Source organism: Paenibacillus radicis (ex Xue et al. 2023), assembly GCF_024722015.1.
In the GTDB taxonomy this organism is placed as follows: Bacteria; Bacillota; Bacilli; order Paenibacillales; family NBRC-103111; genus Paenibacillus_S.
Genome location: NZ_JANQBD010000001.1, coordinates 255557 through 269750 on the forward strand (window position 1 = coordinate 255557; position 14194 = coordinate 269750).

Annotated in this window: 14 protein-coding genes; 6 read left to right on the forward strand and 8 right to left on the reverse strand. The window is 46.5% G+C overall.

Features of this window, described 5'->3' with window-relative positions; all coding sequences use genetic code 11:
• Position 1 precedes the first annotated feature (1 nt).
• Genes NV381_RS01065 through NV381_RS01075 form a run of 3 tightly spaced genes read right to left on the reverse strand, consistent with a single transcriptional unit; the run spans position 2 to position 2959 of the window.
• Positions 2-553: a glycerol-3-phosphate responsive antiterminator gene (locus tag NV381_RS01065; protein ID WP_258211397.1), complete on the reverse strand. Its 552-nt coding sequence runs from the start codon at positions 551-553 to the stop codon at positions 2-4.
• Positions 554-571: 18 nt separating this feature from the next.
• The gene (gene ilvD, locus NV381_RS01070) at positions 572-2266 is read right to left on the reverse strand and encodes a dihydroxy-acid dehydratase (protein ID WP_258211398.1); all 1695 of its coding nucleotides are present in this window, start codon (positions 2264-2266) and stop codon (positions 572-574) included.
• 27 nt (positions 2267-2293) lie between these two features.
• Positions 2294-2959: a GntR family transcriptional regulator gene (locus NV381_RS01075; protein ID WP_258211399.1), complete on the reverse strand. Its 666-nt coding sequence runs from the start codon at positions 2957-2959 to the stop codon at positions 2294-2296.
• Between the two features lie 267 nt (positions 2960-3226).
• Here NV381_RS01075 and NV381_RS01080 point away from each other — a divergent pair, with 267 nt between their 5' ends.
• Positions 3227-4135: a LysM peptidoglycan-binding domain-containing protein gene (locus tag NV381_RS01080; protein WP_258211400.1), complete on the forward strand. Its 909-nt coding sequence runs from the start codon at positions 3227-3229 to the stop codon at positions 4133-4135.
• Positions 4136-4202: 67 nt separating this feature from the next.
• Here the strand turns inward: NV381_RS01080 and NV381_RS01085 are convergent, their stop codons facing one another.
• Both NV381_RS01085 and NV381_RS01090 read right to left on the reverse strand, forming a co-directional pair.
• Complete coding sequence (locus tag NV381_RS01085; RefSeq protein ID WP_258211401.1) at positions 4203-5342, reverse strand: sensor histidine kinase; 1140 nt, start codon at positions 5340-5342, stop codon at positions 4203-4205.
• Between the two features lie 187 nt (positions 5343-5529).
• A complete protein-coding gene (locus tag NV381_RS01090; RefSeq protein WP_258211402.1) occupies positions 5530-6504 on the reverse strand; it encodes an aldo/keto reductase in 975 nt (324 codons plus the stop codon).
• 159 nt (positions 6505-6663) lie between these two features.
• Between NV381_RS01090 and NV381_RS01095 the strand changes: the two genes are divergently transcribed.
• From NV381_RS01095 to NV381_RS01110, 4 genes are read left to right on the forward strand one after another with little or no spacing between them, the layout of a single operon-like run.
• Positions 6664-7302 (forward strand): energy-coupling factor ABC transporter permease, encoded by a 639-nt coding sequence (locus tag NV381_RS01095; protein ID WP_258211403.1) that lies wholly within the window; start codon positions 6664-6666, stop codon positions 7300-7302.
• A complete protein-coding gene (locus NV381_RS01100) occupies positions 7299-7580 on the forward strand; it encodes a PDGLE domain-containing protein (protein ID WP_258211404.1) in 282 nt (93 codons plus the stop codon). The genes NV381_RS01095 and NV381_RS01100 overlap by 4 nt, the downstream gene beginning before the upstream one ends.
• Positions 7577-8305: a cobalt ECF transporter T component CbiQ gene (cbiQ, locus tag NV381_RS01105; protein ID WP_258211405.1), complete on the forward strand. Its 729-nt coding sequence runs from the start codon at positions 7577-7579 to the stop codon at positions 8303-8305. The genes NV381_RS01100 and cbiQ overlap by 4 nt, the downstream gene beginning before the upstream one ends.
• 5 nt (positions 8306-8310) lie before the next feature.
• Positions 8311-9240 carry an energy-coupling factor ABC transporter ATP-binding protein gene (locus NV381_RS01110; protein ID WP_258211406.1) on the forward strand — a complete coding sequence of 310 codons (930 nt, stop codon included), beginning with the start codon at positions 8311-8313 and terminating at the stop codon, positions 9238-9240.
• Positions 9241-10042: 802 nt separating this feature from the next.
• Here the strand turns inward: NV381_RS01110 and NV381_RS01115 are convergent.
• Positions 10043-10243, reverse strand: a complete 201-nt coding sequence (locus NV381_RS01115; protein WP_258211407.1) for a hypothetical protein — start codon at positions 10241-10243, stop codon at positions 10043-10045.
• A gap of 306 nt (positions 10244-10549) precedes the next feature.
• Here NV381_RS01115 and NV381_RS01120 point away from each other — a divergent pair, with 306 nt between their 5' ends.
• On the forward strand, positions 10550-10996 hold the full coding sequence (locus tag NV381_RS01120; protein WP_258211408.1) for a FixH family protein: 447 nt from the start codon (positions 10550-10552) through the stop codon (positions 10994-10996).
• 124 nt (positions 10997-11120) lie between these two features.
• On the opposite strand, the gene NV381_RS01125 is transcribed toward NV381_RS01120, so the two are convergent.
• Positions 11121-11813, reverse strand: coding sequence for a sulfite exporter TauE/SafE family protein (locus NV381_RS01125; protein ID WP_308861590.1), 693 nt, complete (start codon positions 11811-11813; stop codon positions 11121-11123).
• A 76-nt stretch (positions 11814-11889) separates the two neighbouring features.
• Positions 11890-14145, reverse strand: coding sequence for a heavy metal translocating P-type ATPase (locus tag NV381_RS01130; protein WP_419182231.1), 2256 nt, complete (start codon positions 14143-14145; stop codon positions 11890-11892).
• Positions 14146-14194: the final 49 nt, after the last annotated feature.

A 14194-nucleotide genomic window follows, 5' to 3' on the forward strand; every position in this document is an offset into this window, starting at 1 on the left:
GCTAATAATGGCTCCAAATATCTTTGCGGGAAGTTGTTACGGCAACAGCTCCAGCCTGAAGAGCCATCTCCACCTCTTCAATCGTGCGTATTAATCCTCCGGCAAGAATCGGTATGTTCAGCTTGCCGCACATTTCTGCAATAATGTGCGGCATCACGCCTGGAAGCACTTCAATAAAATCAGGCTGGTTTTTCTCCGTAATTTTATAAGTCATTTCCAAGGCTGTAGTATCCAGCAGGAAATGCCGCTGAATGGCCAATAATTTATTTTTCTTTGCCGTCACAATGGCTGTACTTTTCGTCGAAATAATGCCTGCCGGCTTTATGGTTTGACAAAGGAATTCAACAGCATATTCATCATTTTTTAGCCCGTGTATAAGATCAGCATGGATGAGCAGCTTCTTCTGATGACTTCTTGCCAGCTGCGATACACTCATTAGCTGGGATATATGGCAGTCCAACAGTACCAAGTACTCAAAGTGACTGTTTAATAACAGCTCCAAATCTCTCATTTTGCGTACAGCGGGAAGCACCTTCTGTCCGTAAAAATCCACCTGCCATTCCCTCCTCAACTATTCAATATCCAAATCTGTCACGGCCCCGATCGAAGCAGAAGATACGAGCCGGGCATATTTGGCCAATACGCCAGACGAGAACTTAGGTGAAGGCTTTTTCCAACTCTTCTTTCTTAGCTCCAATTCCTCGGAAGATACCTGAAAATTCATTTCTTGCGTTTCACTATCAATTGTAATGAGATCCCCTTCTTGCAGCAAGGCAATCGGTCCACCCACTTGTGCCTCAGGTGCAACATGTCCGACTACAAAGCCATGCGAGCCTCCCGAAAACCTGCCGTCGGTAATAAGCGCAACCTCTCCGCCGAGTCCTTTTCCTACAATCATTGCGGTCACAGAAAGCATCTCCGGCATGCCTGGGCCTCCTTTGGGACCTGCATATCGAATGACTAGCACATCGCCTTTACGAATTTCATCTGCCATAATAGCTTGTGTGGCTTCTTCTTCACTGTTATAGACACGAGCGGGACCAACAAAACGTAGCTTCTTTAAGCCCGACATTTTGGCTACTGCACCTTCCGGCGCAAGATTTCCTTTCAGTACAACCAAGGGTCCGCTTGGCTTTAACGGATTGTCAAATGGGCGGATGATCACTTGGTTTTCTTTTAAAGGCTCCAACCCTGCCAGATTCTCAGCCAAGGTTTTACCTGTAACCGTCATGCAATCCCCATGCAGCAGTCCTTGCTCCAGCAACAGCTTCATAACTCCTGGCACGCCACCGATATCGTTAAGATCCTGCATAACATATTTTCCGCTTGGCTTTAAGTCGGCCAGATGAGGCACCTTTCTGCGTATCCGTTCAAAATCATCCAATGTTAAATCCACTTGAACCGAATGTGCGATAGCGAGCAGATGAAGAAAAGCATTGGTTGAGCCGCCGAGTGCCATAACTACCGTTATTGCATTCTCAAATGCTTTTTTGGTCATAATATCTCGTGGAAATATCTTTTTTTCTAAAAGCTTCAGCACACTCTTGCCTGCTGCCGCGCACTCTTCTGATTTGCTGCGTGCAATAGCGGAGGTAGAAGAAGATCCAGGCAAACTCATCCCCATAGCTTCCGCGGCTGAGGCCATAGTGTTGGCCGTATACATGCCTCCGCACGCACCCGCTCCAGGACATACATGGCATTCGACCTGATGCAATTGTTCAACGGTGATTTTTCCCTCATGGTACTGGCCCACCGCTTCAAACGCAGAGACAATATCAACATCTTTCCCATCCAGCTTCCCTGGTTGAATGGTTCCCCCGTACACATATACCGCCGGCAGATTCATTCTGCCAATGGCCATCAAACATGCAGGAGTATTTTTGTCGCATCCCCCAATGGCAACCAATCCATCAAAACGTTCCGCATTCACTACAATTTCAATAGAATCGGCAATAATCTCCCGGCTAGGTAAGGAAAAAAGCATACCTTCATGCCCCATCGAAATCCCGTCGGATACGGTAATCGTATTGAAAATCAATGGAGCTCCGCCCTGTTCCTTGATTCCCTTCTTGGCTTCTACGGCAAGCTGATCAATATGAATGTTACAGGGAGTGACTTCACTCCAAGTGCTTGCTACTCCGATCATCGGCTTTTTAAAATCCTCATCCTGAAATCCTACTGCGCGCAGCATAGCTCGGTTCGGAACCCGATTCACACCCTCGCTAATTACTTTACTGCGTATCCGCAAATCTTCTTTGCCCGACATATGACCATTCCTTCCTTATATGGATTATTAGATCAGCGCATGCAGCTCGCGCATAGGTCTTAATAGATTTTGCTTCATCATAGCTGCCGCTCTCTCTTGGTCACGGTTCTCCAAAGCGCTAATTATAGCTGCATGCTCCAAAACGGACTCATGAGTTGATGTGAAGCGTTGTTTCAGAAACACATATTTGAAACGGCGTATATGAATTTGCAGCGATGAACTAAATGACGAAATATACGAATTATCGGATACATCAACAATGACATTATGAAATTGCTCGTCCAATTCCATCGCTTGATAAGGCTGCCCGTTCTCGATTGCTTCAGTGAACTGAGCGTTAAGCCCTTTTAACTGCTCAATATGCTCAGGCAAGATGAGCGATGCCGCTAATTCAGCAGCGAGAGAATGCAAGGCAGCAAGAGTCGGGTACATTTTCAAAATATCATCTTTTTCAATGTTCTTTACCCTTGTATCTTTTCCCGGATGCATTTCTACAAGTCCTTGAACCTCCAGTAATTGCAAGGCTTCCCTAATCGGGGTTCTGCTGACACCCAATACTTCTGCTAAATCGGCATCAATTAACTTTTCTGCTGGTTGTAGAGTTCCATCTATAATCCATCTTTGTATTTGCGACAACGCGCGTTCTTTGGCTGACATTCTAATCGGTGTTGAATAATTGGTAGGTATCGGCATAAGCATCTCCTTTAATATGCAATATATCGCATACATATATCAAATGCAACTATTAATTTTACACTCCAATTATTTGCGTAAACCTCCAATGTTTATCAAGAATGACAAATAGAGCTGCCTCAGCAGCTCCTGCTATTATTACCAATAAGATCTCTGCTAACAAACTATTTCCAATATTTCTCGGTACCCAACAGGAAATGGTTTCGTTATCATAAGAATGTATTTATATGAAAATAGTAAATTACATCTATAGAGGAGCTGATAGATTTGAAGAAAGCTATTACAACTGGAATTGCCGTAATGACAGCAGGTGTGCTGCTATTTGGAGGATCTGCCCAAGCAGCAGTGTATACGGTAAAGTCCGGAGACAGCCTATGGAAAATTTCACAAACGTACAATACGACTACAAATAAATTATCTCAGGTAAATCAGCTTACATCGAGTGAGATTTATCCTGGTCAAACACTTCAAGTTCCGGGACTTGCTACATATTCCGTTAAGGATGGAGAATCGATGTGGAATATTAGCGTTAAGCAAGGCGTAAGCCTGGAGGCATTAATTGCTGCGAATCCCCAAGTCAGCAATCCTAATAATATTTGGAGCGGTTTAAAGCTGAATATTCCCGATAAGTTTGGAACAACTGCACTCGCAACACCTGCTGCACCTGCTGCACCTTCCGTACCTTCAACTTCAAACCTGGCTAAGCCTGCTTTATTCGCAGACGGAAAATTTCCATTAGCTAAAGGAACCTATACCCAGCCGCTTGAAAATAATTATGCCGACGAACGGTACTGGTCTGCCAACGGTGATGAGATCCGCAAACATGAAGGTGTTGATATTATTGCCAAGAAAGGTACACCGGTTTACAGTGTATTAGACGGTGAAATCGTTAACTTTGGTTGGAATGAGCTTGGAGGATGGCGTGTCACCATTCGGGTTAATGATACGACCCAGTTCTATTATGCTCATCTGAATGGTTATGCGAGTGGCATTGGAAAAGGCAGCATCGTTAAGAAAGGTCAACTCATTGGTTATGTCGGCAGCACAGGCTATGGTCCAGAAGGTACTCAGGACCTGTTCGATCCGCATCTGCACTTCGGCATCTACAGCACGACTCCATCCTGGCACTCTGTGGACCCATTCTCTTATCTGAAGTGGTGGGAGCAGAACCAATAATCTTTAGTCACCCTGCCGAATACTCTGCAATACTAGGCGCCTGCTCTGCGGGCGTCCTTTTATTTAATTACGAAACTACTTGAACTCCGGACTCCGTCACCTTCCTTTTTTTAGGAAAGGTAAGCAAGAATGCTGTCTCCGAATCATCGCTTGTAAATGAAATTTCTCCATTATTCTTCGCCATGATTTGCTTGCATATGGCAAGCCCAAGCCCTGTGCCATGCTCTTTATTGGTTACAAAAGGAGTGAAGAGCCTTTGGGCCATCTCCGCGGGTATAGAAGGCCCGTTATTACTTACACGTATATAAATGTAACCGCTATCTTCAGAGCAGGAGATACACATCTTTTTATTCGATTTAAGTGCAGATAAAGCATCGATTCCGTTGTTTAAAAGATTGGACAATACTTGCTGGATAGCTGATTTTTGAACCCTAAGCTTCACTTGCTCCGGTACAGCTAGCAGCAGGTCTACATTTTCATCAATGAGTCGCGGACTAAGCAGTGATATGTTAGTATCGAGTATTTGTCTCGCAGAAACATATACAAGTCCTTCCTCTATCATCGGGCGCTTGGAGAAGCTCAGAAAGCCTGTTACCTGCTTCAGAATGTTATCACACTCATGCTCTATAATATCGAGGTAGCTGTCTACTTTTTCAAAAGTCTGTTGATGTATGCCTAAACGAACTAATTTCAAAAATCCTATTATCGATGTGAGCGGATTGCGGATTTCATGCGCCATGCTGGAAGCCATTTTGCCAATCAGATTGATTCTATCCTCATGCAAACGATCAAACTCACAATCCTTCTCCTTCATCCACAAAACCGTTTTTTCCCAACAGGCATGGCACATCATTATTTCAAAATGATCGATTCTGGCACTAATCTGCTTGAAAAGTCCTAAAGACAATATGTCTCCGCCTACTTCCAGCAATGAATTCCGCCATAAATGCGAAAAGCTAATAATCCACTTCACTGTTCCCTCATCCTTTTCAACAGTCCTGGCCCAATCCACAGCTTTGAGCACAACCGGATGATTGTCAAAAGGAATATGCAGCTCCGTAATATACCGAAAGTATGCCTGCCCTCTATTAAATAATTCCTCTTTATTCGCGTCCCCTGGGGATTCATTACTTAAAGCATTGATCCAATGTGTAATAAACTGATGCTCCATTTGGCGAACTTTGACTAACAACGATTCGTTATCCATGGTGAGATACCTCTCTGTAATCTTTGTTCTTCATTGGTTACACAGTGCACATTTATCACAAAATTAACTCCATGCCTTCTATCTAAATTGCTATTTATGATTTCACAAATGACACTGCAATAATAAGATTAATTTAAAAGCTGCTTCTTTCCAAGTAGTTATTTAAATCATTGTTGGGGGTATTCGGCTAAAGGGTCCCCTCTATATAAGAAACGGTTTCCGGATTAAGGTCAATATTGGCAGCGCCTAGACTGTCTATTAAATGCTCTTTATTTTTACAGCCAACTACGGGAAATACAGGAAACGACTGCTTCAAAAGACAAGCTAAAGCAATTTGATTCGAAGTTGCCCCATGCTCCCTAGCAGCTTGCTCTACTCGCTCCAGACGCGCAAAATTCGTCTCGTTTCCATACTTGCGGAATTTGCCAGCCAAAGCAGGATCTGCCTCCATCCCTTTTCGGTATTTGCCACTAAAAAAACCATTCGCTTGCGAGCTGTATGGGATAAGCGGCATGCCCGTACTTTTATGCCAGGCAAGCAGCTCATGATCCGTAATAACTGCAGTAGGATCATTAACAGCCTCCCTGTTAACTTCAGCTAAACTCCAAAGATTGCTTACAGCCACAAACCCGTTATAGCCCTTCTCTTCTGCATACCTGCGGGCCTCCTCCATCCGGGACAATGTCCAATTGGAGCAAGCATAATAGCGTATATTCCCTTTGCGGACATGAGATTCCAATGCTTCAATCATCGATTCGACAGGCAATGCCGGATCATCCCGGTGCAAGTAATACAGATCTATATAGTCAGTTTGGAGCCGCTGTAAACTTCCTTCGAGATCGATGCGGATGTCCTCAGCCGATAATCTGGAAACGGACATTTGATCCAGAAGCGGATGCCCTCCCTTCGTAGCTACGATCATCTCACTTCTATTCCCATGCTCCTTCATCCAGCTGCCAAGATATCGCTCGCTGCTGTTTGGCTCAATCGGCAGCCAGTTGGCATATACCTCTGCCGTATCAAGAAAGTTACCGCCATTAGCCGTATAAGCTTCCAAAATATCTTTGGAATCCTCATTACTGATTGTACTTCCTATATTAGATGTCCCTAAACAAATAACAGCTGCATCAAGAGTAGTTTTCGATATACGTTTACGTTCCAAGCTTATCATCTCCCTAACCGTTATACCCTATAATTTACCACTAACCCTTGCATCTTCCCATTGGAATAACTGACAAAAATCTGTGTTACGCATTTACAGTTTCGTGCCACAGTGATATGATAATACTGTTTTTTATATGAAAAATTGGGGGAATGAAACATGCATATTCCTGATGGTATATTGGATCCCAAAGTGTGGGCGTCCTCTGCAGTTGTTACGGTGGCTGTGCTGGCCAAAAGCGTGCAGTATTCCAGAAGCAAGCTGCAATATCGCGCCGTACCTGTGATGGGCGTTATGTCCGCTTTTATTTTTGCATCGCAGATGATTAATTTCCCTTTGCTCGGAGCAGCAACCTCGGGTCATCTTATCGGAGGAGCTTTAGCCGCTTTATTGTTTGGCTTCTGGCCGGCTACACTCATAATGACAACCGTAGTCGCCATTCAGGCAATCGTCTTTCAGGACGGAGGAATTACCGCTCTGGGCACTAATTTGTTGAACATGGCTATTCTGGCTCCCGGTGCCGCTGCGCTTGTATACCGCCTTCTGCGATCCGTTTCCTTTATTCCGCGGTCGGTAAAAATATTTATAACCAGCTGGCTCAGCGTCCAGTCCGTTACATTGGTAGTTGCAGTTGAACTGGCCTTATCCGGAGTCGTACCTTTTGGAACAGGGGTAAAAGCATTGTTATTCTGGCACACCTTCATCGGGATCGGAGAAGGCATCATTACAGCAATCGTTCTTCCGTTCGCGCTTCGATCATCGTTTCAACTTAGACAAGAGGAGTCGTTGACTCAATGAAAAAAAATATTATAAGCTGGTTCATTGTATCGTTGGTTATCGGAGGATTCATTTCATTATTTGCTTCCTCAAGCCCGGATGGATTTGAAAAAGCAGGTGAAGAAACAGGCTACATAGAGCATGCCGCCGCTAGCATTCTACCATCTCCTTTGCCAGATTATGCGATTCCAGGGATGGATTCCTGGTTCTCCTCAAGCTTGGCAGGATTATTGGGAGTTGCGCTTACCTTCGGATTCTTCCTTCTGATTGGCAAACTGCTCACAGGGCGCAACCGATGAGCTTTCTTATTCAATACCCGCCTTATAAAATTATAATAGTACTTATGTTAATTATTATGGGCGTCTCCATCAAGCATTTGGATACGCTTATTTTTCTGCTTGCATACGGACAGCTATTGCTCGCATTGTGCCGAGTTCCTTTCTCCTATTTATGGCGCAGGCTGCGGTTTGCACTTCCTTTTATCGTGTTCTCACTGCTGTTCTTCTCCTTGTATGAGGATCGCTTCATAGTTCACGTGGGCTTTCTTGACGTTTCCATGTATGGAGTGGAAAAGGCATCCATTTATGCCACGAGACTGCTCTTCACCTTACAGCTGCTGACATTGTTGTTTTACCGTATGACAATTCCAGAATTTTTCCAGGCTTTGGTTCGGCTGCGGGTACCGGGAATCTTTATTGAGCTCATACTGTTTACACTGCGCTTTACGGATGTAATCCGTGAGGAGGCAGTCCGGATGTTTCAAGCTTTGCGGAGCCGAGGGATGAAGCAGCGCAGCTTCTTTTCATGGTCGAGCTATGCTGTGCTCTCGCAGCTGCTCGGCAATCTACTGCTTCGTTCGCTTGCGCGGTCTGAGCGAATATATATGGGGATGATGTCTCGGGGCTATAGAGGCATCCCTCCCCAGCTGGAGCTTGCCCCGGCAGCAGCAGCAGATTGGGCGCTTATGCCGGTGTGGTTGATTCCGGTATTGATTGTTTTTGTGTACGATATTATGGGGCGGTGATTAGGGTGGATAAGGTAGATGTGAGTGATACTATGGATACTAGAGATATCGAAGATACAATGGATAAGGCAGATTCGAGGAGCAAGCCGGTTGAAACCGTCTTTGAATTTAACAAGGTTAGCTATCGCTACAAGCAGGATAGAGCGGCAGCTCTTAATGAAATTAGCTTCGCTATACCGCTAGGCAAAAAAACAGCCATTGTCGGACCAAACGGTGCCGGTAAATCAACGCTGATTTTCCATATGAATGGTTTGTTCAGCTCAGAATCCGGTGAAATCCTATTTAAAGGAGAACGCTTGAATAAGAAAATACAAGCTGAGCTTGTACGGCGGGTTGGAGTTGTATTCCAGGATCCGGATGATCAGATCATCTCAATGACTGTGAAGGATGATGTAGCGTTTGGACCGACACAGCTGGGGCTTTCCGCAGGGGAAGCCAAGCAGCGTGCCGTGGAAAGTATGGAGCTGGTAGGGGTAGCTCATCTTGCTGACCTTAATCCAAGCGAGCTGAGCTTCGGACAGAAGAAGCAGGTAGCTGTGGCCGGCGTTATAGCCATGGATACGGATGTGGTTATTTTGGATGAGCCTATGGCTTTTCTTGATCCATCCGGGCAAAAGCATATCCAGAAAATTATGGAACTGCTTATAACGAATGGAAAAACCGTCATTATCGCAACTCACAACATGCAGCTTGTTGCCGAATGGGCCGATCATGTAATCGTCGTGAAGGACGGGGCTTGCTTGGGGAATATGAGCCCGAGAGAGCTGTTCTGCGAGCATCCGCAGCTGCTGGAGGAGGCTAACCTTGACCTTCCTCCAGTGGCTCAGCTGTTCCAAGGTTTATGGGATGATCGCGCCTCTATGCCGATTCAAATAGAGGAGGCGCGACGTTGGATTCAAGCTCAGCTTGGCGTGAAGCAGGAAAGTAAAGATTGAAGGATTCGTCCTTGAGAACTGCGCAGCCGATTATGACCTACATTCTAGAAAGTTAACTGGAAACATCGTGCTGAACTGTTAGAAGGAAAATCATGTACTTCTCACTGAAGTCTATGATTTTCGTTTAGCTGCAGTATTCGACCGAACGGCATGCAACGCCGCGATTCACGCCCAGGATTCACGTGCGTTGGAAATAAAACCAATAGATGGAAATCCTCCTGTTAATTCTCCATGGATATCGTTAAAAATCAATTTAACTGGAAAACCTCATGTAAATTGGTGGCTATTGGACAGAATTGATCGATATAGGTGAAATTAGCAGGAGGATTTCCAGTTATATGGATATAAAACAATCAAACAGGCCTAATAGCTGGATAAATTCCTGCTAAATCAATTGTCGACCGCAATCTGCCCTACCTAGAGAATTGCCCATGAAACCCGTGGTGCCACATCTCAATCTCCATCCCCCTCTTCCCTCTCCCCAATCCCCTCTTTCCTCTTTCCTCTTTCCTCTCCCCTTATCCCTCATCCCTCATCCCTCATCCCTCATCCCTCATCCCTCATCCCTCATCCCTCATCCCTCATCCCTCATCCCTCATCCCTCATCCCTCGTCCCTCATCCCTCATCCCTCGTCCCTCATCCCTCGTCCCTCATCCCTCATCCCTCATCCCTCATCCCTCATCCCTCATCCCTCATCCCTCATCCCTCTTCTCTTATCAAGCACAAACGTAAACTGTACATCCAGGACGCCGCATGGCGTTTTTTTATTAACTAAAGTGTTTTCTTAAAAATGGATATACGCTATTCCGTCATCCACGCCGTTAGCTTCATTAATCCTTCTCGATCGCTATGAAAAACACAATCTTTGTGCCAAGCTAATACCACGAAAATCCACGGCACGGCTCGGGCGACATGAATCTTTTTGGCAATATCTACACCAACAACCAGAGTACCTTCTGTAATTCGCGTAATACGTTGTTTCTGTTTCTGTTTCTGTTTCATACTTCCTATATGCGCCTCTTTTCGTATGTGGGTTTGTTCTTACCGGAACGATTCCCAGTACACTAGAGGTGCATTTTTCATTCGAAGCTCAAACTACTTCATTACAGGAATGGCTCCTAATGCGCCAAGCAGCGAATGAGTTTAAGCAAGGACCTGCGGGTACAGCCTAAGACTTAACTTGCTAGTCGAAAAAGGCATAAACCTGCGCGTGCCGCGATAATTATTAGAAGAGCTTCATTCGAACTCCTCTCGATGAGGCTGTACTATTGATTATCAGCTTATGCCCAAGGAAAGCAGGTAGATAATATGATCATAAATCGGGGCAACATGCTCTTCTGCTGTACGGCTGTGCTTGCTGTCATTGCGTTTTTCGGATGGCTGATGACCGGAGCCGGTATAGGTGCGGCTTCACCTTCTTACAGGCCGACAACAGAGCTTGTGCAGGAAGCTTACACGTTTCAAGTGAGTTTGACCAATTCAACAGAGGCCGTCATGCTGAAGCCTAATCCGTTCACAGTCACAATTCATAACGCTGATCAACGACCCGCAAGCGGAGCTGCGGTCGACATAACGATTTATATGCCTGATATGTTCTGTGGAACCAGTACAGTCAAAGCTAAGGAAATCCAGCCTGGAGTTTATCAGGGGGACGGAATTCCGTTGATGGCTGGGAAATCAGCAGCTGAAGTGAAAGTGCAATTAGATGGGCGGACGTTTACGGTTGAGCATCCTTTTTTGACGGTACGCCGATAGTCGCTAGGGAACCCCCTGTGGGGTTCGACCAACAGCTATGCAATCCCGCAACGTGCGCCCGGGATTCGCGCGCGCTGGAAATAAAAATCATTGAAGTCGCGCTCGTGAATCAACCCTCGCTTCTTCACCACAACCACGGATGGATGCTAAGAATCCAGCTGTTAGCAGCCATCCCGCGCAGCACAGATAGAACGCCAATCCATATGGCCACAGCTTGACCGGCCCAGAGCAGCTTACCGCGCAGAGATTTCTTGAATACTCCGGCGAACAAACCGGCAAAATACAGCGCAGGCAGTGTTGCTAGCCCAAACACTGCCATAATCAAGGCTCCGCTCCATGCTCCGCTGCTGGATGCTGCATTCATCTGCATCGCGTAGGTCATCCCGCAAGGGATGAACCCAAGCAGCACGCCGCTGCCATAGATGGCACTCATTTCTCTGCGGCTTTTCAGCTTGAGTGATAAGCTTCTGAGAAACGGAATTCTCAGAGGTCCCCAGCTGCCCAAAGGAATTGCGTATTTTCTAAAAACCCAAAGCAAAATAAGTACTCCGCCTGCAATGCTCGCTATCCCCTGCAGCCCGGCAAGCTTCCCTGCCGTTTCCACGAAGGAGCCCACAGTTCCCATAAGGGCCCCCAGCCCCGTATAGGTCGTTATTCTGCCCAGATTATATGCAGAAACCGCACGAAACGCACTCGCCTCGGCATTAAGAGCAAAGCCGCTGACCGTTCCTCCACACATACCTATACAGTGAGGGGCTCCCAGAATACCGGTCAATGCGGCGAGCATAAGACCATCCATATTTACAATAAAGAACACTCCTTCAAGTCAGACTTGCTTTCCCCTGCCTCATTCGCCAGCTTTTTTCATCCATATTCGCAAATTACATAATTTATTAAGAACGACGCAGCCTTAATGCATTGCATAATACGGTTACGGAGCTGAATGCCATAGCCGTACAGGCCATCCAGGGAGCAAGATAGCCACTGACCGCAAATGGAATCGCCATCGCATTATAGAGCAGTGAAAATCCGAGATTTTGCCGGATAACGCGCATCGTACTGCGGCTGATGTGGATCATTCGGATTAAACCGTTCAAATCGTTTTTTAGCAGTATGACATCTGCCGCCGCCTTGGCAACATCCGTTCCACGTGCCACAGCTATACCTATATCCGCAGCAGACAAGGCAGGAGCATCGTTAATGCCATCGCCCACCATGGTTACTTTGCGGCCTTGCTCCTGCAGCTCCTTAACCAATGCCGCCTTGCCCTCCGGCAGTCGTTCGGCAAACACATGCCGAATTCCGGCTTGTCTTGCTATTGCCTCGGCAGTAGACCGATGATCACCGGTCACCATCATCACTGTGATTCCAAGCGCATTAAGCTGCTGCACTGCCTTGCGTGATGTTGGCTTAATGATGTCACTCAAAGCAACAGCACCGGCCCAGGCTCCGTCTATAGCTGCAAACACAACGTTGCAGCCCTGCTGCTCCCATCGCTCGATGCGGTTGAATGCAGGAAGCGGAGGCACACCCTGCTCCAGCAGCCATTTGCGTGTTCCCACAAGCACTTCCCGTCCTTCAACGTTAGCACGAATCCCATGCCCTGGGATTGCAGCGAAGCTCCCGCATTCCGGCAGAACCAGCCTTTGCAGCTTTGCAGCCTCAACGATTGGGTGGGCCAACGGATGCTCGGAATGCTGCTCTGCTGCCGCAAGTGTGCGAAGCAATGATGACTCGGATCCGCGCACCGCCATAATTCCGACCAGCTTAGGTAAACCAACGGTTATGGTTCCGGTTTTATCCAGAAGCAGCACATCAGTACGGGGAACTATTTCCAAATGTTTGCCTTCTTTGAATAAAATGCCCGATTGGGCTGCCCTGCCTGAACCAACCAAAATCGATGTAGGTGTAGCCAATCCAAGTGCGCATGGGCAAGCAATAAGCAGCACCGATATTCCCTTCTCCAGCGCCCCTCCAGCTTCACCCGGCTCCAGGAGCAAATACCATATGGCATATGTGACTGATGCCAATGCAATAATAACAGGCACAAATACAGCGGAAATACTATCCGCCAATCGTTGAATAGGAGCTTTCGATGTCTGAGCTTCCTCCATTAACCCTATCATCCGCGCCAATGTCGAACTGGCGCCTACCTCAACTGCCTTCACTTTCAATACACCGTTAGTATTGATAGTTCCACTAACTACACGGGCTCCCGGCTGTTTGTCTACCGGAATACTCTCTCCGCTGACCATCGCTTCATTAACAGCGGAATGACCCTCAACTACATAACCGTCGGCCGGAATACTTTCACCCGGCCGTACAATAAGAAGGTCCCCGCTGCATATCTCAGCGAATGGAACCCGAAACTCTTGGCCTCCCCTCACGACATGTGCCGTTACAGGGCGCAGTGCATACATTTGCTGCAGACTGCCTAATGTTCTTTTGCGGGCTATCGCTTCCAGCCATTTTCCGAACCAGACAATGGTCATAATCATCACACTGGCATCAAAATACAATGCTGCATGCTGGCTCACCACGCCCGATGCCTCATGAGCAGCATGACCCATAGTAGGATGAAACATCAGATAATGGCTGTATACATAAGCAGCTGAAGTACCCATTACTACCAGTACGTCCATATTGGCGCTGCCATTTTTCAAAGCATGAAAAGCTTTTACATAAAAAGGGAGACCGATTATAAACTGCACCGGTGTTGCTATGGCCAATTGAAACCAGGGGTTGACGATCAAGTCAGGAACCCATAAGGCCGATGAGAAGTCATGATGTTTAGCCATAGCCCAAATAAAAGGCAGCATTAGTATAAATGAGATCATAAACCTCAAGCCGGTGCGTCGAATCTCAAACGAATCGTCAGCATCCCGAAGCTCCTGTTTGGCTGTAAAAGAGCTTCGCTTACGAACAGTGAATCCCAGCTGCTCTATTTTGCTTTCAATTTGCTCCATGCTGGCCTTATCCGGAATAATTGCCACAGAAGCCCGGTGCAGCGCTAAGTTGACATTTATTCGTTCAACACCGTCTATTCTTCCTACAACCTTTTCTATTCGTGCTGCGCATGTTGCGCATGTCATTCCGGAGATATCCAAAACTAACTGCTGCACCGCCGGTTGTCCACTCAAATGACTCACTCCATTTATATATAAAATTGCGATCTACCCACAATTAATATATGGACTG